Genomic DNA, 20,719 nt, shown 5'->3' on the forward strand with positions numbered 1-20,719 from the left:
ATTCAAATTGGAGGGCAAAATGAGGGAAAAACTACCTTTTAAGGTGGGGATAACTGCGATTTCGATACTCATTGTAATCGTGACGTACCTTCTCCCAACTCCGGAAGGGCTTGTTTTCGAAGGCAAGATGCTGCTCGGCATTCTGGTAGCCTGTGTCATCATGTGGATTTGCGAGCCTATCCCCATTGTCGTAACGGCATGGGCATTTGCCGCGGCTGTTCCCCTGATGGGTATTCTGGCTTCGGGAGAGACGTGGGCAAGCGGTGTAAGCGTTGCCATGATTGTCTGCTTGCCGTGCTTCGCATTTGCACTATTCGTGCAATACTCAAGCATTTCGTTACGCATCATCGCCTTCATCTTGAAGTGGGCAAAGCATGATTCCAAGAAGGTGCTCGCGGGCCTGATGCTCGCGACGGCACTTCTTTCGTTGATTATCGATGACCTCGTTCTCGTCATCGTCATGCTTCCGTTTGCGTACAGAATTCTGGATGAGAATAAGACCCCGTGGGGCAACAAGTCCAATTTGGCCAAGGCCCTCGTGCTCGGCATCGCGTTTGCATCCTACATTGGTGGCTGGATTACCCCCGTGGGTAGCGTTGTGAATATTCTTGCCATGGGCTTTGCCGAGCAGGCGTTCGGCATCACCGTGACGTTTGCAAACTGGATGGTGCTTGGCATCATCATGAACATCGTTCTTCTACCCATCGCCTGGTTCACTATCGTCAAGATCTTCAAGCCCGAGCCCATCAGCGACGAGGCCATCGAGCGCATCCAGAAGGAGCGCTCCGAGATCTCCGGTTTTGGCAAGGACGAAATCTGGGGCATGCTCGTTATCGTCGTCACCTTGGCCCTGTGGATTGCCGGTTCGTGGTTCCCGCAGCTCGACATGACGGTCATCGGCCTGTTTGCCCTGTTCCTCATGTTCCTGCCGCCGTTCAAGTGCGTCTCGTTCAAGAAGTGGTGCGAAGAGAGCCCCTGGTCGGTTGTCATGCTCAACTGGGCCGTCGGTTGCTTTGTTGCTGGCTTCATCGCGACGGGCGCTATGGTCTGGCTCGTCAATACGGCGTTTGCGCCCCTTATGGGTCTGCCTGTGGTCATCGTCATGATTCTCGTCGCGGTTTTTGCCTGCGTCGTCCACAACATCCTTCCCGCCGGCGCTGCTGTTGCCGGCCTCATCACGATTCCCGTCTGCGGCCTAGTTATCAGCTTGGGCGGCAATGTCACCGCGGCGATTTTCATGTGCGCCGTGTTCTCATCCGCGGCGTTCCTCCTGCCACTTGATCTATGCGTGTATGTCGCTTATTCGAACGAGCGCAAGTACTTCTCGCCATTCGACGAGCTCAAGGTTGGCTGGATTCCCAGCGTTGCGGCCATTCTGATGGTCTCCATCGTGCTGCCGCTCATCTGCACTGCCATGGGCTTGGCATAAGACGGGAAGTCGGATTCCGTCATTTATCGTAATCGCTGCGAGGCAGCGAAAGGGTCCCGGCCCCGAACATGTTCCGAACTGGTCATGCGAGGGGTCGGATCAATTTAGGGAAAAGAGCACAACATGATTACCGACGAATACCTGAGCGCCGTTGACCTTGCCTCGGATATCAGGGACAAGAAGCTCGCACCTTCGGAAGTGGTCGAGGAGACCATCAGGGCGATTGACGAACGTAACCCATCTATTAACGCTTTCGTCTACACCAACTATGACGAGGCGCGCGAGAAGGCCAAGGCCGAAGATGACAAACTTGCCCGTGGCGAGGCGAGTGGAGCTTTCTTTGGCGTTCCGACCGCCGCGAAGGACTTCATCCCCGGCATTCCGGGCTGGCCCGGCACGTTTGGCGGCATCAAGGCCCTCTCTCACATGATTGACGATCATTGGGGCAGCTACACGGGCGCCATGAACGACGAAGGTGCGATCATGATTGGCAAGACGAACTCGCCTTCTCTCGCATTCCGTGGTACCTGTGACAACAAGATGTTCGGTCCTACGAGCACACCCTTCAAGCCCGGATACAATTCCGGCGGATCATCGGGTGGTTCGGCAGCTGCCGTCGGAGACGGCATCCTGCTCATAGCCGAGGGCACCGATGGTGGTGGTTCCATCCGAATCCCGGCTGCCTGGTGTGGCTGCTATGGCTTCAAAGCGGGCAATGGCATCATTGGCGGCGCCCCGCGTCCGAACGCCTATGGCACCTGTCATCCGTACTGTTGGGATGGAACGATATCCCGCACGGTCAAGGACGCGGCCTATGCACTACAGGCGATGGCGGGCTACGATCCCTTCGATCCCAACAGCATCGACTTCGGCAATCGCGACTATATTGCCGCGCTCGATAAATCCATCAAAGGTATGCGCATCGGTTTCACGCCCGACTTCGGTATCTTTCCGGTCGAGCCCGAGATCGCACGCATGTGCGAGGCAGCCGCGAAGAGATTCGAGGACGCAGGCGCCATCGTCGAGCAAGCCACCTTCGATTTCAAACGTTCCGCCTTCGAACTTGCCGAGGCATGGGACCGCATGATCACCATTTCGGGTGGCCTGGGAACGATCGAGGAGTTCAAGGCCGGCGGTATCGACCTTCTGCGTGACCACGCAGATGATCTGCCCGATGAGCTCATCTACTGGGTCGAGGATGCCTACAAGCGTGGGTATGTCGACTTCCACGATGACGAGGTCATCCGTACTGAGGTCTTCGACCAAATCCAGGGGGCATTCCAGGACTACGACCTCCTCCTCTCGCCAACCCTCGCATGCCATCCGGTCAAGAACGATGCCAATCGCAATACCGTTGGCCCTTCGACAATTAACGGTGTGAAGACCGAGCCGCTCATCGGCTTTTGCCTTACGTTCTTCTGCAACTTCACCGGCAACCCGGCAGCTTCCATTCCAGCCGGCCTTTCCGAGGACGGCTTCCCAGTTGGCCTGCAGCTTATCGGCAACCGTTACGGCGAGCGCGACCTGCTCTCGGCTAGTGCGGCTTACGAGCGCGTTAACCCGTGGGCAGTGGATTACGAGGTTACGAAGAACCGCACACTTTAGAGAAAGACCAGACGCGCCCGCCCTTGCCGACGGGCGCGCTTTGTTTGAATGAAAGGACAAGCGATGTCTGAGAAGACTACAGACAAGTCAGTGATCAAGTGCATCGGATTCTGCGGGTTTGGAATGGGCGCGAACATCACTGAGGTCGATGTGAAGGACGGAAAGGTCGCTCGCATCAGACCGCTACACTATGATCAGCTCTACAAGCCCGAAGATCTGAACTACTGGAAGATCGAGAAGAACGGGCACGTGCTCGAGCCAGGTATGGCAAGTTGTCCGCCGCCGCTGGCAACAGCATACAAGATGCGTGCCTATTCCAAGAACCGCATCCCGTATCCACTGAAACGCATCGATTGGGATCCTAACGGCGAGCGCAATCCGCAGAACCGTGGCATCTCCAAGTACGAGCGCATCTCCTGGGACGATGCTTGTGACATCATCGCGGCCGAGATCAAGAGGATTCAGGATGAGTGCGGACCGTTCTCCATCTATGCGCAGTCAGACGGCCACGGCGAGACCAAGACCATTCACGCGGCGCATGGTTGCCAGACCAACTTGCTGGCGCTCACGGGTGGCTTTCTGAAGCAGGCTCGTCAGCCAGACTCCTGGGAGGGCTGGTATTGGGGCGCCAAACATGTCTGGGGCATGGATCCCGTCGGCATGCAGACCATCACCAACAACGTCATCAAGGATATCGCCGAGCATACCGACGCCGTCTTTGTCTGGGGTGGCGATCCCGAGACCACGCCGTGGGGCTGGGGCGGTCAGATGTCGAGCCTCATCTCGTATTGGTTCACCGACATCGGCGTCAAGCAGGTCTACGTGTGCCCTGACCTCAACTATGGTGCTGCGATTCATGCCGACAAGTGGATTCCGGTCCTGCCGAATACCGATGTCGCCTTACAGCTCGCCATCGCCCATGTGTGGCTGACTGAGGGCACGTACGAAAAGGACTACATCGTCACGCACTCCGTCGGCTTTGAGAAGTTCGAGGACTACGTCATGGGCCGCGGCGAGGACGGCATCGAGAAGACGCCGGCCTGGGCGGCCGAGAAGTGCGGTGTACCCGACTACCGCATCAAGGCGTTGGCTCGCTATTGGGCGAGCAGGAAGGTTTCCGTTGCCCACTGCAACGGCGGCGGCTACATCCGCGCGGCCTTCTCGCATGAGCCCGCACGCATGGAGATTTACCTGCTGGGCATGCGCGGCGTGGGCCAGCCGGGTGTCAACCAGTTCCAGATGATCGAGTGGCAGCTCATGGACATGCCTACGTGGAACCCCCTGCCCAGTTGCTCGGTGCTTCCGAGCGTCGAGGGTGCCTACCGTGGCGCGACTATGGACCTGTCCGAGCCGTTCATCCCCAAAACGCTCATCCCCAAAGCCATTACCGAAAAGAAGCTCGAGTGGCATGGTCATGTCATCGCCGGCATTGCCACCGTCGACCAGTTCATCCCGTTCGAGTGGGAGCCGGAAGAGGGCAAGGGCGTGCGCATGATCTGGTCGGACGCGCCATGCTGGTCGAATTGCTGGCAGGGCGGCAACGTCTTCCAGGAGGCCATGCGCGACCCCGAGCTCGACTTCATCTTGGTGCAGCACCCCTGGTTCGAGAACGACACCAAGTTCGCCGACATCATCCTGCCCACCAACACGCTGTTCGAGACCGAGGACTTCAACGTTGACGTGCGCAGTGGCCAGTGGAACGCCATCGCGTACGAGGGCCGGGCAATCGACCCCATCGGCGACACGCGCAGCGACTACGAAGCCGTGTGTTCCGTCGCAAAAGCACTCGAGAAGCTTGGCGGCAACTACGAGAACCTGTACGAGCGCTACACCCAAGGTCGCGATGTCATGGGTTGGATCGAGAAGGGTTTTCGCGAGTCCGGCATCGAGGACGGCGAGAATGCCGACTTCGAGCAATTCAAGAAGGATCGTTTCAAGCTGTTTCCGACGCGCGAGGACTGGGAGGATATGCCGCATGGCCTCATTGGGTTCTACGAGGATCCCGTGGCAAATCCGCTTTCCACGCCATCTGGTCTGATCGAGTACTATTCCGAGTCGCTTGCGCAGGTCTTCCCCGACGACACGGCGCGTGGCCCCATTGCACGCTGGATCGAGGAGCCGCTCGACGGGCACGACGATCGTCTTTCAAGCCCGCGTGCGAAGGACTATCCGTTCCTGCTCGTCACCAACCATCCGCGCTGGCGCGTGCATGCCAACCACGATGACATTCCCTGGTTCCACGAGCTTTCGACGGGCAAGGTCACGGGTCCTGATGGCTACCTGTACGAGCCGTTGTACGTGAATCCGGTCGATGCCGCCAAGCTCGGCCTCGAGGATGGCGATATCGCCGCTTTGTATAACGAGCGCGGCACGGTGCTCGGTGGCGTCATCATTTCCGAGCGCATCATGCCCGGCTGCGTTTCCCAGGATCACGGCGCACGCGAGGACGAGATCGAGACCGGTGTTGGCGGCCTTGACCGCGGTGGTGCGAACAACTTGATTTGCCCGTCTGCGACGACGTCCAAGAACTGCGCTGGTGAGGTGACCAACAGCTACCTCGTTGGCGTGAAGAAAGTCGATGTCATCGAGATGGCCAAGGAGCGTCCGGAGGAGTGGGGTCGTGCCTATGATCCCGAATTCGGTCAGATTCCCGACAGCTGGATTGTGGAGGGCTAGTAATGAAAGCATTTGTCATTGACGTTGCCAGATGCAACGGTTGCATGAACTGCCAGATTGCCTGCAAGGACGAGCATTGCGGCACCGATTGGCTGCCCTATGCCGCTGAACAGCCCTTGACCGGACAATTCTGGTGCAAAGTCGAGGAGAAGGTGCGCGGCACGGTTCCCAAGACGCGCATCACGTACGTTCCGCACATCGGTGGCCAGAGCGATGCCCTCGCCTCTGCGGCTGGCGATGCCATCGTGGAGCGTGCCGACGGGCTCATGTACATCAATCCCGAAAAAGCGAAGGGTCGCAAGGACCTCTGCGAGTTCGAGGGCGTGTATTGGAACGAGAAGCTCCAGATTCCGCAGACCTGCACGGGCTGCGCTCATCTGCTCGATGATGGCTGGGAGGTTCCGCGCTGCGTGGACTCCTGCCCCACCAAGGCTTTGAGCTTTGGCGATGTCGCGGACCTCGATCTTGAGGGTGCCGAGCAGCTCGTCGAAGGCTCGCGCGTCTGGTATCGCAACTTGCCCAAGCGCTTCGTGACCGGTTGTGTCGTCGATTTTGACGAGCGCGAGGTCGTCATCGGCGCTGACGTGAAACTCGTGAGCGCGAGCGGCAACACGGTTGCCGAGCAGAAGACCGACGAGTTTGGCGATTTCATGTTCGACCAGGTCGAGCCTGCTGCCTATCAGGTCATTTATCAGGTCCCCGGCAAGGATGCCAAGACCTATGACGCCGATGCGACAGAGCTCGACGTGAACATCGGTGACGTGCCCGCAGCGTAAGGTTCGCTGCTATGTTCCATGGAGGGGGCACGGAGCACAATGCTTTGTGCCCCCCCCTCTTGTCGTAACTAGACAAATGCGCAGGGTATCTGCTTGGTTTTGAGGAGCGAAGGAGATTTCCATGATAAGCGACGAGTACGTAAGCGCGGTCGATCTGGCCGCTGACATCAAGGACATGAAGGTGTCGCCCTCTGAGGTAATCGAGGAGACGATCAAGGCGATTGACGAGCGCAATCCGTCCATCAACGCCTTCGTCTACACCAACTACGACGAGGCACGCGCTAAGGCAAGGGAGGAGGACGAAAAGCTCACCCGCGGCGAGGCAAGTGGCGCCTTCTTCGGCATTCCGACCGCTGCGAAGGATTTCATTCCCGGTATACCGGGATGGCCGGGAACGACCGGCGGTGTCAGGGCACTTTCGCACCTCATCGATGATCACTGGGGCAGCTATACGGGCGCGATGAACGACGAGGGCGCCATCATGATTGGCAAGACCAACGCTCCGTCATTCGCGTTTCGCGGAACGACCGACAACAAAATGTTTGGCCCCACGAGCACCCCGTTCAAGCCCGGATATAACTCGGGCGGTTCCTCTGGCGGCTCGGCAGCCGCGGTCGGTGACGGCATCCTGCTCATCGCCGAAGGATCTGACGGAGGCGGATCCATACGTATCCCATCTGCCTGGTGCGGATGCTATGGTTTCAAGCCTGGAAATGGCACGGTGGGTGGAGCACCGAGGCCGAACGCCTACGGCACCTGTCATCCATATTGCTTTCCGGGCAGCATATCGCGTGGCGTGAAGGACGCCGCCTACGCCTTACAGGCGATGGCGGGCTACGATTCCTTCGATCCCAACAGCATCGACTTCGGTGACCGCGACTATATTGCCGCTCTTGATGCATCTATCAAGGGCATGCGAATCGGCTTCACGCCCGACTTTGGCATCTTCCCGGTCGAGCCGGAAATCGCCGCCATATGCGAGAGCGCGGCGGCGAAGTTCGAAGACGCCGGCGCCATCGTCGAGCCTGTGAGCTTCGACTTCAAGCGCTCCGCTTTCGAGCTCGCCGAGTCGTGGTGTCGCATGATCACCATTTCGGGTGGTCTCGGTTCTGTCGAGGAGATCAAGGCAATGGGGATAGATCTTTTGCGTGATCATGCAGACGACCTGCCCGACGAGTTCATCTGGTGGGTCGAAGACTCGTACAAGCGTGGGTATGTCGACTTCCATGACGATGAGGTGATCCGCACCGAGGTCTTCGACCAGATTCAGGGGGCGTTCCAGGACTATGACCTCATCGTCTCGCCGACGTGCGCATGCCATCCGGTCAAGAACGATGCCAATCGCAACACCTTGGGCCCTGCAAAGATCTGCGGTGTGAAGAGCGATCCGCTCTGCGGCTTCGGGCTCACGTTCTTCTGCAACTTTACGGGTAACCCCGCAGCATCCATTCCGGCTGGCCTCTCGAAGGATGGCTTCCCGGTTGGCCTGCAGTTGATTTCCAGGCGTTTCGGGGAACTCGACCTCATCGCGGCAAGTGCGGCTTATGAGCGAGTCAATCCGTGGAGGGGCATGTACGACATTACGGCTAGGAGGAATCTGAAAACATCCTAGGCACATGAAACACTTGGGGAGGTCGCCATATCGGCGATTTTCCCGAGTGTCTCGTCATTACCCTCGTGCATTACCCATCGAGTTACCCGTTTACATACATCAGATAAGGCGTTTTCGCCCTCAAGCGTCGCCTGTAGTCTTTCGATGAAGTGAATCCCAGGCGATAGACGCGAGGGGAAGAAGAGAAGGGAAGTATGCTATGTCCGAAACACCATCAATGGCTGGTGTGCCCAATAACACCGTGGACGATAATGGTGTGCGATGGCGTCGTACTCGTTGCCACTTCTGCCACATGAATTGCAGCATTTATGCCGGTGTCGACACGAAGACCGGTAGGCTCGTGGAGCTCAGGGGCGATGACGCCGAGGGCTCCGTGCTCTGCAACCGACTGGGTGAGAAAGGCGAGCGCGCAATCAAGTTCCACTACCATCCCAAGCGCATCAACCATCCGCTCAAGCGCATCGGCGAGCGCGGCGAGGACAAATGGGAGCAGATTTCCTACGACCAGGCAATTAAGGAGATCGCCGAGAAGCTCCAGGCGCTCATCGACGAGTACGGCCCCGAGACGCTCGTCGCCTCCGAAGGCACCTACCGCTCGGATCATCTGTGGGCGCGTAGTCGCTTCACCAATCTTTTAGGCAACCCGGGTAACGTCATCGATCCAGGTACCATCTGCTGGTGCTGGAACTACACGCTGAACATGGCCATGGTCGGATGGCCCGTCGAGTCCATGATGCCGGCATCCCCACAGCAGTCGCACACGATCGTCAACTGGGGCAAGCGCTGCCAGGAGTCCTACGCGCCCCAGGCGCCCCTCTGGCGTGTCATTTCGGGACGCACGACGGTCAACGAGCCCGATCCCGCGCAGCTCATCGTCGTCGATCCCGTCTGCATCACTGAGTCCGGGCAGGCCGACGAGTGGCTGCAGCCCTATCCCAACACCGATTGTCTGGTGTGCCTTGCCTGGGTGCACTACGTCATTCGCGAGAAGCTCTATGACGAGGACTTCCTGAAGTACTGGTCCAACGCCGTATTCCTCTTCCGTACCGATACGAACAAGCTGCTGCGTGCGAGCGATGTCGAGGAGGGTGGCAAGCACGAGGACTTCGTCGTGTGGGATGGCGAGACGGGCGCACCCCTATGCTGGTGCTCCGACGAGAATCGCTACTACACTCCCACCGAGGACACCGTCGTGGACGCTCAGCTCTACGGAACCTATACCGTCACGCTCAAGGACGGTTCCACGGTCGAGTGCAAGACCGTCTTCGACGCCATTGCCGATCGCATGCAGGAGTACACGCCCGAGCGTGCCTCCAAGGTTTCCGGCGTGCCCGTCCGCAAGATCGAGGCGGCTGCCCATCTCTACGCTACCAATGGTCCGGCTTGCATCATCTGGGGTCTCGGTGGCGGCGACCAGCATGGCAATAACGCCTCGAGTTTCGGCATTGCCAAGACCATCCTGCGCATTCTGTGCGGCAACATCGATAACCCTGGCGGCGAGTTCGTCGGCATGCCCTGCGATCCCAACGCCGTGGGTAAGGAGAAGACCTATCCGGTGCGCAACGCCGAGTTCGAGCTCTCCGAACTGCAGGACCCCGCGAACCAGGACAAGTTCATCGGTAACGACCGCTTCCGCGTCATGTCGTGGAAGGGCTTCAAGATGATCGACAAGAACTATCGCAAGATGTTCGGCGTGCCGCGTCCGATGCTGCACCAGATGCTCTGCTCGCCGTCGCTTGTCATGGATGCCATGATTGATGGCGACCCGTATCCCATCAAGGCTATGATCTGCTGGGAATCCAATCCGCTTGCCTGGGCACCCAACACCAAGAAGATGTACAAGGCCCTCAAGAACCTCGACCTGCTCGTCTCCGTTGAGTACTGGAAGACGCCGACCGCGGCACTGGCCGACTACATCATGCCCGCCTGCGACTGGATGGAGCGTCCGCTGTGCACCACGTCCGAGGACTCCATGGACTTCATCACCGTGGGCGATCGCGGCGTCGAGCCTTACGAGGAGCGCCGCGTCGACTATGACTTCTTCCGTGCGTTGGGCTGCGCCATGGGTCAGGAGAAGGACTGGCCATGGGAGACCTACGAGCAGGCCATCGAATATACGGTCGATCGCGTCCCCGGCCTGGATTACGAGAAGGCCGTCAACATGGGCACCTACTTCCCGTATCCCACGGAGTACTACAAGTACGCCAAGCGCCTCGATAACGGGCAGATCATGGGCTTTGCCACCAACTCGCGCAAGGCCGAGATTTACGCCTCGGTGCTCGAGGACCTCGACTACGATCCCATCCCCGTCTATCGCGAGCCGGAGTCTCCGCTCGGTAATCCCGAGATGGCCAAGGAGTATCCGTTCCGCCTCACGATTTCCGGTCGCGTGAGCCCGCTGTATCATTCGGAGTTCCGAACGCCGGGGCATGGCACGCGTACGGTCGAGCCGTATCCCTACACGTGGATGCACTTCAATGACGGCCGCAAGTTGCACGTTAAGGAAGGCGACTGGATCTGGATCGAGACGCCGATGGGCCGTATTCGCCAGAAGGCGCATCTGGGATGGGATATCCCCGAAGGTGTCGTCCAGGTGCCGCCGAGCTGGTGGTATCCGGAGCTTCCCGCCGAGGAGCCGTGGAGCCAGGGCGTCTTCGACGCGGCTGGCAACGTGCTCGTCGATGACGATCCGGACAAGGCCGACCAAATGACCGCCACCTGGTGCACGCGTGGTCTGCTCTGCAAGATCTATCCTTGCATCGATCCATCTGATGGCACGGATGATGCGATTCCCATCGACCAATACGATGGCAAGCATGACACCGTGTGGGACAAGGCCTATGCGAACCTTTCCAACTGGGAACTCAAGAAGTAACTATCGTTCATGGTGGGTGACGCACCCCTTCGCGTCGCCCACCTGGTCTAGAGAAGGAGCCCGGAATGGGAGCATATGGACCGCCTCCGGGTTTCTATAAGAACGATTCCCGTGTCAGAATTTCCGAAGACTACTGCATCGGATGCATGAACTGCATTTCCAAATGTCCGAGAAATGACGTTCTGCGTGCGAGAAGGGTCGATGGAAAGCTCAAGGCATGGTCCCCAACCCCCGAAAACTGCGTCGGGTGCGGTCGATGCGTGAACTCCTGCCCGACTCACTCTATAAGCATCTATCTGGTTTGATTTCGCAGGCAGTGCAAGCCCTTGACAATCCCCCAAAAGGGCGCCTGCGAAAACCGGCCAGGTTATGCGTTACTCCCTCCTTTAGCGCGGCGTCCGGAATGTTTCGGGCGCTGTGCGCCTTTTTGGCGATGTCATAGATGCTTGTTCGCGAGTTTGCACGAACCGTTCCGTTTTCCAGCTGGAAATGCTCCTTGTGATGCGGGAAAATACATAGATACGCGCAAAGTCCGTGCGCTGTAGGCCATAAGGAGGTTCCCTTGTCTGATTATGTCTTGAGCTGCGAGTCGACGGTTGACCTGACGCCCGAGAAGATCCAGGAGCTTGGTCTCGAGTGCATCTTCTTCCACTTCTACATCGATGACGTTGAATATGCAGATGACCTGGGACAGACGATTCCCTTCGACAAGTTTTACCAGGCGATGAAAGATGGTGCCGAGACCAAGACGGCGGCCATCGGCACGGGCGAGTACGAGAAGTTCTTCCGCGGCTTCTTCGAGCAGGGCAAAGACGTGCTGCATGCTTCGCTCTCCTCGGGTATCTCGGGTACGGTTGAGTCCGCTCGCATCGCTGCTGAGTCGCTTGCGGACGAGTTTCCCGATCGCAAGATTTACATCATCGACTCCCTTGCCGCGTCGAGTGGTTATGGCCTACTTATGCAGGCGCTTTCCGAGAAACGAGCCGAAGGCATGAGCCTCGACGAGCTGAGCGAGTGGGCCGAGGCTCACAAGCTCCATGATTGGCACTGGTTCTTCTCCACGGATCTCACCTTCTATATCAAGGGCGGTCGCGTGAAGCCGTTGAGCGGCTTTGTGGGCTCGATGCTCGGCATTTGTCCGCTCCTTAACATGGATTCGCTCGGACGTCTCATTCCGCGCGAAAAGATCCGCTCGAAGAAGAAGGTCATCAAGCGCATCGTCGAGAAGATGGAGCAGACCGCCGACAAGGGGCTCGATTATGACGGCCCCGTCTTCATCAGCGAAAGCGATTGCTTGGAGGACGCGCGTGCGGTGGCTGATCTCGTCGAGGAGCGCTTCCCCAAGATGCGTGGCAAGGTCGAGATTTACAGCATTGGCACGACCATCGGTAGCCATACGGGCCCGGGCACGGTCGCCCTCTTCTTCTGGGGCCGCGAGTGGGGCCTATAGCGTATGGCATACCTCCTCGGCTGCGAGAACGTCCAGCTCGAATACCCTACGGCGCGGCTCTTCGACTCCCTGACGCTTGGCGTCAACTCGGGCGATCGCATCGGCATCGTCGGGCGCAACGGCGATGGCAAGTCCACGTTGCTCAAGCTTCTGGCAGGCGAAGCCTCGCCCGATGACGGCCGTGTCGTGCGCACGGGCAACGTCACGGTTGGCATGCTCGCACAAAAGGACGCGCTCGATGACGACGACACGGTGAGCCATGCCATCGTTGGCGACCGTCCCGAATACGAATGGGCGGGAGACGCACGTGTTCGCGCGATTCTCGAGCATCTCGTGAGCGACCTCGATTGGAATGCGAAGATCGGTCTGCTGTCGGGTGGACAGCGCCGTCGCGTCGACCTGGCCCGCGTTCTCATCGGGGATTACGACGTGCTCATGATGGACGAGCCCACCAACCACCTGGATATCGAGGGCATTCACTGGCTGGCCGAGCATCTCAAGACACGCTGGCGCGATAACGAGGGAGCGTTGCTTCTCGTCACGCACGATCGCTGGTTTCTCGATGGGGTCTGCCTCAACATGTGGGAGGTGCACGATTGCGTCGTCACGCCCTTCGAGGGTGGCTACTCCGCATACATCATGCAGCGCGTGGAGCGACAGCGTCAGGCGCGCGTCGCCGAGGCCAAGCGCAAGAACATCCTGAGACGCGAACTTGCCTGGCTCGCTCGTGGCGCACCGGCACGCTCGACCAAGCCACGCTTTCGCGTCGAGGCGGCCGAAGCGCTTATCGCCGATGAGCCGCCGCTGCGCAAAAAGGTGGAGCTGCGTCGCACGGCCATGTCGCGCCTGGGCAAGAAGGTCATCCATGTGCGTGACGCAGGCGTCGAGCTTGGCGGCAAGGAGATTATCAAACCGCTCGAGTGGAATATCGGGGCAGGGGAGCGCATTGCGATTCTCGGCGCCAACGGCGCAGGAAAGACGACTCTGCTCAAGTTGATCGAGGGCAAGATTCACCCCAATCGTGGCCGTGTCGAGATTGGCCAGACGGTGAAGTTCGCCGTGCTTACTCAGCAGCTGAGCGAGCTTGACAAGCTTGGCGATGATCGCGTACGTGAAGTATGCAACCGCCATAAGATTTACGTCGAGATGGCCGATGGCAAGACCATGTCCCCCATGCAGCTGCTCGAGGAGCTGGGCTTCGAGGCAGAGCAGCTCAGCTGCCCGGTGCGCGACCTATCCGGCGGGCAGAAGCGCCGCCTGCAGCTCATGCTCATCCTGCTTGACCGTCCCAACGTGCTCATACTCGACGAGCCGGGTAACGACCTCGACACCGACATGCTCGCCCAGCTCGAGACCTTGCTCGACTCGTGGCCCGGTACGCTGCTCATCGTGAGCCACGACCGCTATCTGGTCGAGCGCGTCACCGATGACCAGTACGCCCTCATCGACGGCGAGCTCATCCACATGCCCCGCGGCGTTGACGGGTATTTGGAGGAACTCGAGCGCAGGGAGCAAGCGAGCCAGACACCTGCACCGCCTGCTTCTGCCGGAGACGGCAAAGCGGTGCCCGTGCAACGCGAGTTGCGCGAGCTGCGCAAGAAGCGCACCTCGACCGAGCGCAAGATGGGTAGCGTGCGCAGCAAGCTCGAGCGTGCCCGCGAGGAGCTGCTCGAGATGGACGGGACGGATTACATCGCCCTCGGCGAGCAGCAGGCCAAGATTTCGCATCTTGAATCCGAGCTCTCAACGCTTGAGGACGCATGGCTCGACTACTCCGAGCAGCTGGGTGAATAGTCCTTCCATCAGCCGCTTCTGTGGACATTTTGCAACTTTAATAGGTTCCGTTTGGGATAAGTGCTAGGATACGGAGCCAAACATGCCCGGCATGGCTTTTTGCATGCGGGCTCGAACGTGTTCCCGATCAAACGAGGGGTTTATGGGAGAGGACCGCCGATCCAACCGGAACCGCGCCAACGGCAATAGAAACAGGTATGGCGCACGTGACAATCGTCGCCCCGGGACAGGCAGAAGACCTCAACCTGGCGCTCAGCGAAGCGCTCGATACAGCGCCCAGCCGGGCAGTTCTCGCCATGCATCGCAAGAGCCCGTCCACGGTGACCCCCGCGAGGGGTCTCGCTCGAGGGCACAGCATTCCAGCGCGCGTTCCGGCAATCGCCAGGGCTCGCAGGCAGGCGCGCGCCGTTCACGGCATGCCTCCGCATCTGCGTACTCAAACGCGCATCGGCACATGAGCGCACAGAGCCAAGCGAATCAGGCGCGCGTGCAAGGTCATGCTGATGCGAAGCGGCGTGGTCGCACGCAGGCGGCAGGCGCCACTGCGGATTATGCTCCCACCAAGTACGTGGGACGCAAGCGCGGCATGTCGCGGGGCAAGAAGATCGCCCTCGGCATTGTCATCGCGCTCGCCGTCATCCTCGCGTGTGGAGGCATTGCCGTCGGCCTGTGGTACAACAACATCGCCAACAACATCAAGGGCAACCAGGACATCACCAACCTCGCCGCTCCTGCGGCGGATGAGCCATATTACGTCCTCCTCATGGGCAGCGACGCCCGCGAGGGGTGGGAGCCTGTAGATGAGTACAACGATGGCGAGCGTTCGGATTCAATCATGGTTGCTCGTGTCGACGAGAAGGCGCAGAAGGTCAGCATCCTCTCCATACCTCGAGACCTACGCGTCAAGATCGATGGCCATGGTTACGGCAAAATCAATTCCGTCATCGAGTACGGTGGCTATAACCTGCTTGTGAGCACGCTCAACAAGATGCTCGACATCAAAATCAACTATTACGCAATCGTCTATTTCCAGGGCTTCCTCGACTTGGTCGATACACTCGGGGGTGTCACCGTCGAAGTTCCCGAGGGAACGGCTGACTACAACATGGACGAGAGCGAACCGGACATCATCCTTCCCGCAGGCGATGCGGTCCGTCTCAACGGCGAGCAGGCGCTCGTGCTCGCACGCTGTCGTCACGGATGGCCCATCGACCAAGGCGCCTACGCGATGGGCGATTATCAGCGCACACTCAACCAGCGCAATCTCATCAAGGCCATTGCCAAGGAGGTGCTCGCCCAGGACATCACCAGGATGCCCGCCCTCATCGAGAGCCTCTCCAAGTGCGTCGAGACGAACATGAGCGTTGACAGGATCATCTCGCTTGCCATGAACATGAAGGGCATGGATGTCGAATCGATGGAATCCGCTCAGCTGCCCATTGGCGCCTCTACCATCAATGGCGATTGGCAGGCGGTCATGTACCAGGATGTCTTCGCGGTGATGGACCAGAACTACAAGGAGGGCAAGTCCCTGTTCGAGAATCTCGACAACTTCAATTCCGAGTTCAACGACGATAACGTGAACAGCAATTACGTCGATGGTCCCGTGTATGCGTACACCTCGTATTCGGCGCTTCACGGAAGTCCCTATACCGAGGGCTACACACCACCTGCTTCGGCAAAGGTCGCGCTTCAGGACAGCTCAAGCGGTGGATCAAAGTCATCCTCGTCTTCGAGCTCGTCATCCAAGAAATCGTCGAATAGCTAGGGACGGGCGTGTGGTTGCCCCTCTCGCACGCCGAAGCTCCTCGGGCAACCCATCGGTAACGATTCATTGTCCATCTTGGTAGTCGCAGGATAAATGGGGCAATATAGTCGCCATGTTTTCAATTGCGGGTGCACGCAAGCCGCACGATGAAGGGACCATTTCATGTCCGATACCACGACCGGCAACTCCAACAGGCGCTGCAGCTTCTGCGGCAAGACCGAAGAGGAAGCCGGCGGCGCGCTTGTGACGCTGCCTCCCAATACGCCCGTATGCCCCGCTTGCCTCGAGCGCGAGGTCAACAAGATGTCGCAGCTCTTCGGGTTCACCACGCCAGGGCAGGGCGGCAGCGGCAATGGCGGCGACAAGCCCACGCGCACGACGACCGACGAGCAGGGTAACCAGATCGAGGAAGTCGACGGTGAGCCCGTCGATGGCGAGAATTCCAACGACAATGCCAACAACGGCCCGTTTGGCGGTTGGAGTCCCATTGGCTTTTTCACGGGCAGCGGCAGCGGCAGCCCCTTTGGCATGGGCGCGCCCGTGCAGCAGCCCAAGCGCAAGGAGGGCGAGCCTATCATGGCGCCCGTTCCCAAGCCGCACGAGCTCAAGGCCCAGATCGACGAATACGTCGTCGGACAGGAACTCGCGAAGAAGATCGTGGCTGTGTCGACCTACAACCACTATAAGCGCTATGACGCCACGCAAAAGAGCGACGTGCAGATTGACAAAAGCAACATCCTCATGCTTGGCCCCACGGGCACGGGCAAGACCTACATCATCAAGACGCTCGCCAATCTGCTCGATGTGCCGCTGGCCATCGCGGATGCGACCACGCTTACCCAGGCCGGCTACGTCGGCGATGACATCGAGAGCATCATCACCAAGCTCATCACCGCGGCCGAGGGCGATATTGAACGAGCCGAGCATGGCATCGTCTACATTGACGAGATCGACAAGATCGCCAAGCGCAATGGCGGTCCCGAGGGTACGGGCGGCGGCCGTGATATCGGCGGCGAATCCGTCCAGCAGGGTCTGCTCAAGGTGCTCGAGGGCACGACTATGGAGGTGCCGCTTTCGGGTGGCATGAAGACGCCCTTCTCGCAGAACGCCACCATCGACACGAGCAACATCCTCTTCATCTGCGGTGGCGCCTTCCCCGGTCTGGACGACATCATCAAGAAGCGCCTCAACAAGAGCGCAGGCGTGGGCTTTGGCTCTGCCGTGCGCGAGAACTATGACGAGGACCGCGACATTCTCAAGAGCGTCAAGGTCGAAGACCTCAAGGAGTACGGTCTCATTCCGGAGTTCCTCGGTCGTCTGCCCATCCTGTGCACGATGGAGGCTCTCGACGAGCAGATGCTCTTCGATATCCTCGTCAAGCCACATGACGCCATCATCAAGCAATATCAGGCCCTCATGGCCTTCGATGATGTCGAGCTCGAGTTCGACGATTCCGCCTTGCGCGAAATCGCTCGCCTGGCCCTCGAGCAGGATACGGGTGCACGAGCCCTGCGTGCCATCATCGAGCGCTTCATGCTTGACATCATGTACGAGGTTCCCAAGGACGACACGATTGGCTCGGTGGTGATCACCGGCGATTATATCAGGGGTGAGGGCGCTCCGATCATCCGTCCGCGCGGCCAGCAGGCGCTGCCTGACACGTCGGACAGCCTGCTCCCCGAGGGCGAAACGGTGGCTTAATCACGATAACTGGCGCGTGCTGGCTATTCTTCGATGAGCCCTAGCTTCACGCAGGCGTTCCAGATGCCGTCCTCGTCCACGCTGCTCGTCACGAGGTCGGCACGCTCCTTGAGCTCGGGTACGGCGTTGCCCATGGCGACGCTTGTCCATTCGGGACGAAACATGTCGACGTCGTTCGTACCGTCTCCAAAGACAATGACGTCCTCGATGGGTGCATCGAGCAGCTTCATCATCTTTCGTATGCCGCGCGATTTGTCCGTTGGTTCGATGTAGATAAGCTCATCGGAATAGCGTGCCCAGGTCACACCCGTAAAGTCGATGGCCTGCTCATCGCCTTTCTTGCACGGGACGAAGATTTTGTAGATGGGATCAAGCGTATCGATATCGAGCGCGGGATCGACGACGGGCGTGTAGTAAAGATGCGTGACGAGGCTCGCGTAGCGCTCGTCACGGGTCAGGCAGGTGCGTGCGTTTTCGCAGTTGACAGCCCAGGCCCAACCTTCGTCATCGAGACGATGCGCGAAAGCGCGTGAGGGCTCGAGTGGCATGCCCTCGATGGAGATGAGCTTGCCATCGACGGTGACGGAGTTGCCGCCATCGGCGACCATGGTATCGATGCCGCAAGGGGCAAGCACTTCAAGCGCATCCGATTGCAGGCGTCCTGTCGCGAGCGCGACGAAATGGCCGTTTTCGCGCAGCTTGTCGAGTGCGGCGCGTGCGGAAGCGGGGACGGCGTCAAGCGAGCGCGAGCGCAGAGTTCCATCGTAATCGAAAAAGCAGTATCTGCGTCGCATGGCGCTCCTCCTCGTGGGGTCATTCGTATTTTCCGAAGACGTCACGCTCGTGTCAATCTGCTAGAATGTCATGCGCTGCGCTGTGGGCCGTTAGCTCAGTTGGTAGAGCAGGGGACTTTTAATCCCAAGGTCTAGGGTTCGAACCCCTAACGGCCCACCACCTCGCAGCAAACCATTCCCTGTTTAGTGCTATCGTAGGTCGCGCATAAAAGGGGATGATTATTCGCATGGGTCTTACCAAAAAACAATGGATGATGCTTGTCGTCATCGTAATCGGCACGTTCGTTACCATTCTCAACCAGACGCTTGTCACGCCAGCGCTTCCCGCCATCATGGCCGAGATGTCCATCGATGCGGCGACGGGCCAATGGCTTACCACGGGCTTCACGCTCGTGAACGCGATCATGATTCCCATTACCGCCTACCTTCAGGACCGCTTCTCGGTACGCCGCCTCTTCCTCTTCTCCATGAGTGTCTTTGCCGTCGGATCCCTGCTTTGCGGATGGGGACCCACCTTCGATGTTCTCCTGGCCGGACGTCTCGTCCAAGCTGTGGGTGCGGGCATACTCATGCCCATGTCGATGACCGTCTTACTCGTCATGTTTCCCGTCGACCGCAGGGGTTCGGCCATGGGTGTCTTCGGCCTCATCATCGCCTTTGCCCCGGCCATCGGCCCCACGATTTCGGGCATCATGGTCGATACGGTCAACTGGCACGTCATGTTCTACGTCATCACGGGGCTTGTCGCCGTGGTCGTCATCGCCGCCGCCTTTCTCATCGAGCAGCGCAGTCCCAAGACCAAAGGCGACGCGGCGCTTGACCCGCTTTCCGTCGTGCTCTCCACGCTGGGCTTTGGCGGCTTGCTCTATGGGTTCAGCGTCTTTGGTTCCAACGGCATCGATCTCGTGAGTGGTATTACCATTCTCGTTGGTTGTGCATGCATCGTCTGGTTCTTCTTCAGGCAGTTGCATCTCGAGACGCCCATGCTGCGCGTGCGCATTCTCTTCAATCGCAACTTCCTCATCGCGACCATCATCGGCATGCTCGTTCAGGCATCCCTGCTCGTGGCACCTGTGCTCATGCCCATCTACATCCAGGACCTCATGGGTCTTTCGGCTACGATGTCCGGCCTTGTCATCATGCCCGGTGCCATCATTATGGGCATCATGAACCCCATTGCAGGGCGCATTTTCGATAAGCACGGTGCACGCGCTATGGGCATCATCGGCATGCTCCTGCTCGCGGCAACCACGCTGGGTTTCGTCTTTGTCGGAACGAACACGTCAATCGCCGTCATCACGGTTCTGTTTGCCGTGCGCATGTTCTCGATGGCGCTCGTGAACATGCCCATCACCACCTGGGGCATGAACGCGCTCGACACCAAGTTCATGAATCACGGCACGTCCATCAACAATACGTTGCGTCAGGTTGCCGGCTCGCTTGGCACGGCGCTCATCGTCTCGATCTACACGGCGGCACAGGTGCAGATCGGTGGTCCCAACCCTCCGATCGAGGCATCCATGACCGCGTTCAACATCGCCTTCATGATCTGCACGGCGCTCGTGCTTATCGGCGCGATCCTCACGATCATCTTCGTGAAGGGAAAGCCCGGCACGATCGAGGCGACGGGTGCCGAGGGCGAAACCGTGCACGAGCGTGGTGTTGCTGGCGAGAACAAGACCCTGCTCGAGCGCATCATGAAGCGCGACGTATACGTGCTGCGTAGCGATGACACGGTGCAAGCGGCCATGCAGCTCTTCATCAACGAGGGCATCAGCGCCTGTCCTATCGTCGACCATGACGATAGGCCCGTTGGCTTCATTTCCGATGGCGACATACTCAAGAACCTCGCGCGCAATTCCAGGTCCTTCATGGACCCGGTGGCGCTCATCGCCATGACGGCGCAGGACAAGCGCGGTTACGACGAGAAACTCGAGGAACTTATGGAGAAACCCGTCGCCTCCATCGGCACGCGTAACTTCCTGAGCGTCAACGTGCACGAGAGCATCGACGAGGTGTGCCGCGTGCTAGCCGACAATCATCTCAAGAAGGTGCCGGTCATGGAGGACGGCAAGATTTGCGGCATCATCAATCGCAGCGACATCACCCGCTATTCCATGGAGGCATATCTCGAGGGTCGTCCCGAGGATGCGGTCTATTGCGAAGCCGAAGGTGACGGAACCAAGTGCGAATGCGAGCCCGAACACGTATCATAGGGCAGTACACGTACGTTGATCGC

General features: G+C 59.1%; 13 protein-coding genes and 1 tRNA gene. 13 read left to right on the top strand and 1 reads right to left on the bottom strand.

Annotated features, from left to right (window positions below; translation table 11 throughout):
* Positions 1-19: 19 nt before the first annotated feature.
* From DBY20_02335 to DBY20_02385, 11 genes are all read left to right on the top strand, one after another.
* Positions 20-1,429, top strand: a complete 1,410-nt coding sequence (locus tag DBY20_02335) for a hypothetical protein (GenBank protein PWL79599.1) — start codon at positions 20-22, stop codon at positions 1,427-1,429.
* Between the two features lie 123 nt (positions 1,430-1,552).
* Complete coding sequence (locus tag DBY20_02340) at positions 1,553-3,034, top strand: amidase (GenBank protein ID PWL79600.1); 1,482 nt, start codon at positions 1,553-1,555, stop codon at positions 3,032-3,034.
* 63 nt (positions 3,035-3,097) lie between these two features.
* The gene (locus DBY20_02345) at positions 3,098-5,710 is read left to right on the top strand and encodes a dehydrogenase (GenBank protein PWL79601.1); all 2,613 of its coding nucleotides are present in this window, start codon (positions 3,098-3,100) and stop codon (positions 5,708-5,710) included.
* A gap of 2 nt (positions 5,711-5,712) precedes the next feature.
* The gene (locus DBY20_02350; GenBank protein ID PWL79602.1) at positions 5,713-6,486 is read left to right on the top strand and encodes an oxidoreductase; all 774 of its coding nucleotides are present in this window, start codon (positions 5,713-5,715) and stop codon (positions 6,484-6,486) included.
* Positions 6,487-6,685: 199 nt separating this feature from the next.
* On the top strand, positions 6,686-8,098 hold the full coding sequence (locus tag DBY20_02355) for an amidase (GenBank protein ID PWL79652.1): 1,413 nt from the start codon (positions 6,686-6,688) through the stop codon (positions 8,096-8,098).
* 199 nt (positions 8,099-8,297) lie between these two features.
* Positions 8,298-10,973, top strand: a complete 2,676-nt coding sequence (locus DBY20_02360; protein ID PWL79603.1) for a hypothetical protein — start codon at positions 8,298-8,300, stop codon at positions 10,971-10,973.
* A gap of 65 nt (positions 10,974-11,038) precedes the next feature.
* Entirely contained in the window at positions 11,039-11,278 is a 240-nt protein-coding gene (locus tag DBY20_02365; protein PWL79604.1) for a hypothetical protein, read from the top strand.
* A 257-nt stretch (positions 11,279-11,535) separates the two neighbouring features.
* Positions 11,536-12,423 (top strand): DegV family protein, encoded by an 888-nt coding sequence (locus tag DBY20_02370; GenBank protein ID PWL79605.1) that lies wholly within the window; start codon positions 11,536-11,538, stop codon positions 12,421-12,423.
* 3 nt (positions 12,424-12,426) lie between these two features.
* The gene (locus DBY20_02375) at positions 12,427-14,217 is read left to right on the top strand and encodes an ABC transporter ATP-binding protein (GenBank protein ID PWL79606.1); all 1,791 of its coding nucleotides are present in this window, start codon (positions 12,427-12,429) and stop codon (positions 14,215-14,217) included.
* Between the two features lie 82 nt (positions 14,218-14,299).
* The gene (locus tag DBY20_02380) at positions 14,300-15,985 is read left to right on the top strand and encodes a hypothetical protein (protein ID PWL79607.1); all 1,686 of its coding nucleotides are present in this window, start codon (positions 14,300-14,302) and stop codon (positions 15,983-15,985) included.
* Between the two features lie 162 nt (positions 15,986-16,147).
* Positions 16,148-17,686, top strand: coding sequence for an ATP-dependent Clp protease ATP-binding subunit ClpX (locus DBY20_02385; protein PWL79608.1), 1,539 nt, complete (start codon positions 16,148-16,150; stop codon positions 17,684-17,686).
* Between the two features lie 23 nt (positions 17,687-17,709).
* Here DBY20_02385 and DBY20_02390 read toward each other — a convergent pair whose 3' ends face one another.
* Positions 17,710-18,480 carry a hypothetical protein gene (locus DBY20_02390; GenBank protein ID PWL79609.1) on the bottom strand — a complete coding sequence of 257 codons (771 nt, stop codon included), beginning with the start codon at positions 18,478-18,480 and terminating at the stop codon, positions 17,710-17,712.
* An 84-nt stretch (positions 18,481-18,564) separates the two neighbouring features.
* On the opposite strand from DBY20_02390, the gene DBY20_02395 reads away from it, so the two are divergent.
* Positions 18,565-18,640 (top strand) — tRNA-Lys (locus DBY20_02395).
* A gap of 67 nt (positions 18,641-18,707) precedes the next feature.
* Positions 18,708-20,696 carry a multidrug MFS transporter gene (locus DBY20_02400; GenBank protein PWL79610.1) on the top strand — a complete coding sequence of 663 codons (1,989 nt, stop codon included), beginning with the start codon at positions 18,708-18,710 and terminating at the stop codon, positions 20,694-20,696.
* Positions 20,697-20,719: the final 23 nt, after the last annotated feature.

It is taken from the genome of Coriobacteriia bacterium (assembly GCA_003149935.1).
Lineage (GTDB): Bacteria > Actinomycetota > Coriobacteriia > Coriobacteriales > QAMH01 > QAMH01.

What these genes read in the sequence shown, in the direction of transcription:
- DBY20_02335 (PWL79599.1), top strand. Translation starts at nt 20, where the DNA reads ATGAGGGAAAAACTACCTTTTAAGGTGGGGATAACTGCGATTTCGATA.
- DBY20_02340 (PWL79600.1), top strand. Translation starts at nt 1,553, where the DNA reads ATGATTACCGACGAATACCTGAGCGCCGTTGACCTTGCCTCGGATATC.
- DBY20_02345 (PWL79601.1), top strand. Translation starts at nt 3,098, where the DNA reads ATGTCTGAGAAGACTACAGACAAGTCAGTGATCAAGTGCATCGGATTC.
- DBY20_02350 (PWL79602.1), top strand. Translation starts at nt 5,713, where the DNA reads ATGAAAGCATTTGTCATTGACGTTGCCAGATGCAACGGTTGCATGAAC.
- DBY20_02360 (PWL79603.1), top strand. Translation starts at nt 8,298, where the DNA reads ATGTCCGAAACACCATCAATGGCTGGTGTGCCCAATAACACCGTGGAC.
- DBY20_02365 (PWL79604.1), top strand. Translation starts at nt 11,039, where the DNA reads ATGGGAGCATATGGACCGCCTCCGGGTTTCTATAAGAACGATTCCCGT.
- DBY20_02375 (PWL79606.1), top strand. Translation starts at nt 12,427, where the DNA reads ATGGCATACCTCCTCGGCTGCGAGAACGTCCAGCTCGAATACCCTACG.
- DBY20_02380 (PWL79607.1), top strand. Translation starts at nt 14,300, where the DNA reads ATGCCCGGCATGGCTTTTTGCATGCGGGCTCGAACGTGTTCCCGATCA.
- DBY20_02385 (PWL79608.1), top strand. Translation starts at nt 16,148, where the DNA reads ATGTCCGATACCACGACCGGCAACTCCAACAGGCGCTGCAGCTTCTGC.
- DBY20_02390 (PWL79609.1), bottom strand. Translation starts at nt 18,480, where the DNA reads ATGCGACGCAGATACTGCTTTTTCGATTACGATGGAACTCTGCGCTCG.
- DBY20_02400 (PWL79610.1), top strand. Translation starts at nt 18,708, where the DNA reads ATGGGTCTTACCAAAAAACAATGGATGATGCTTGTCGTCATCGTAATC.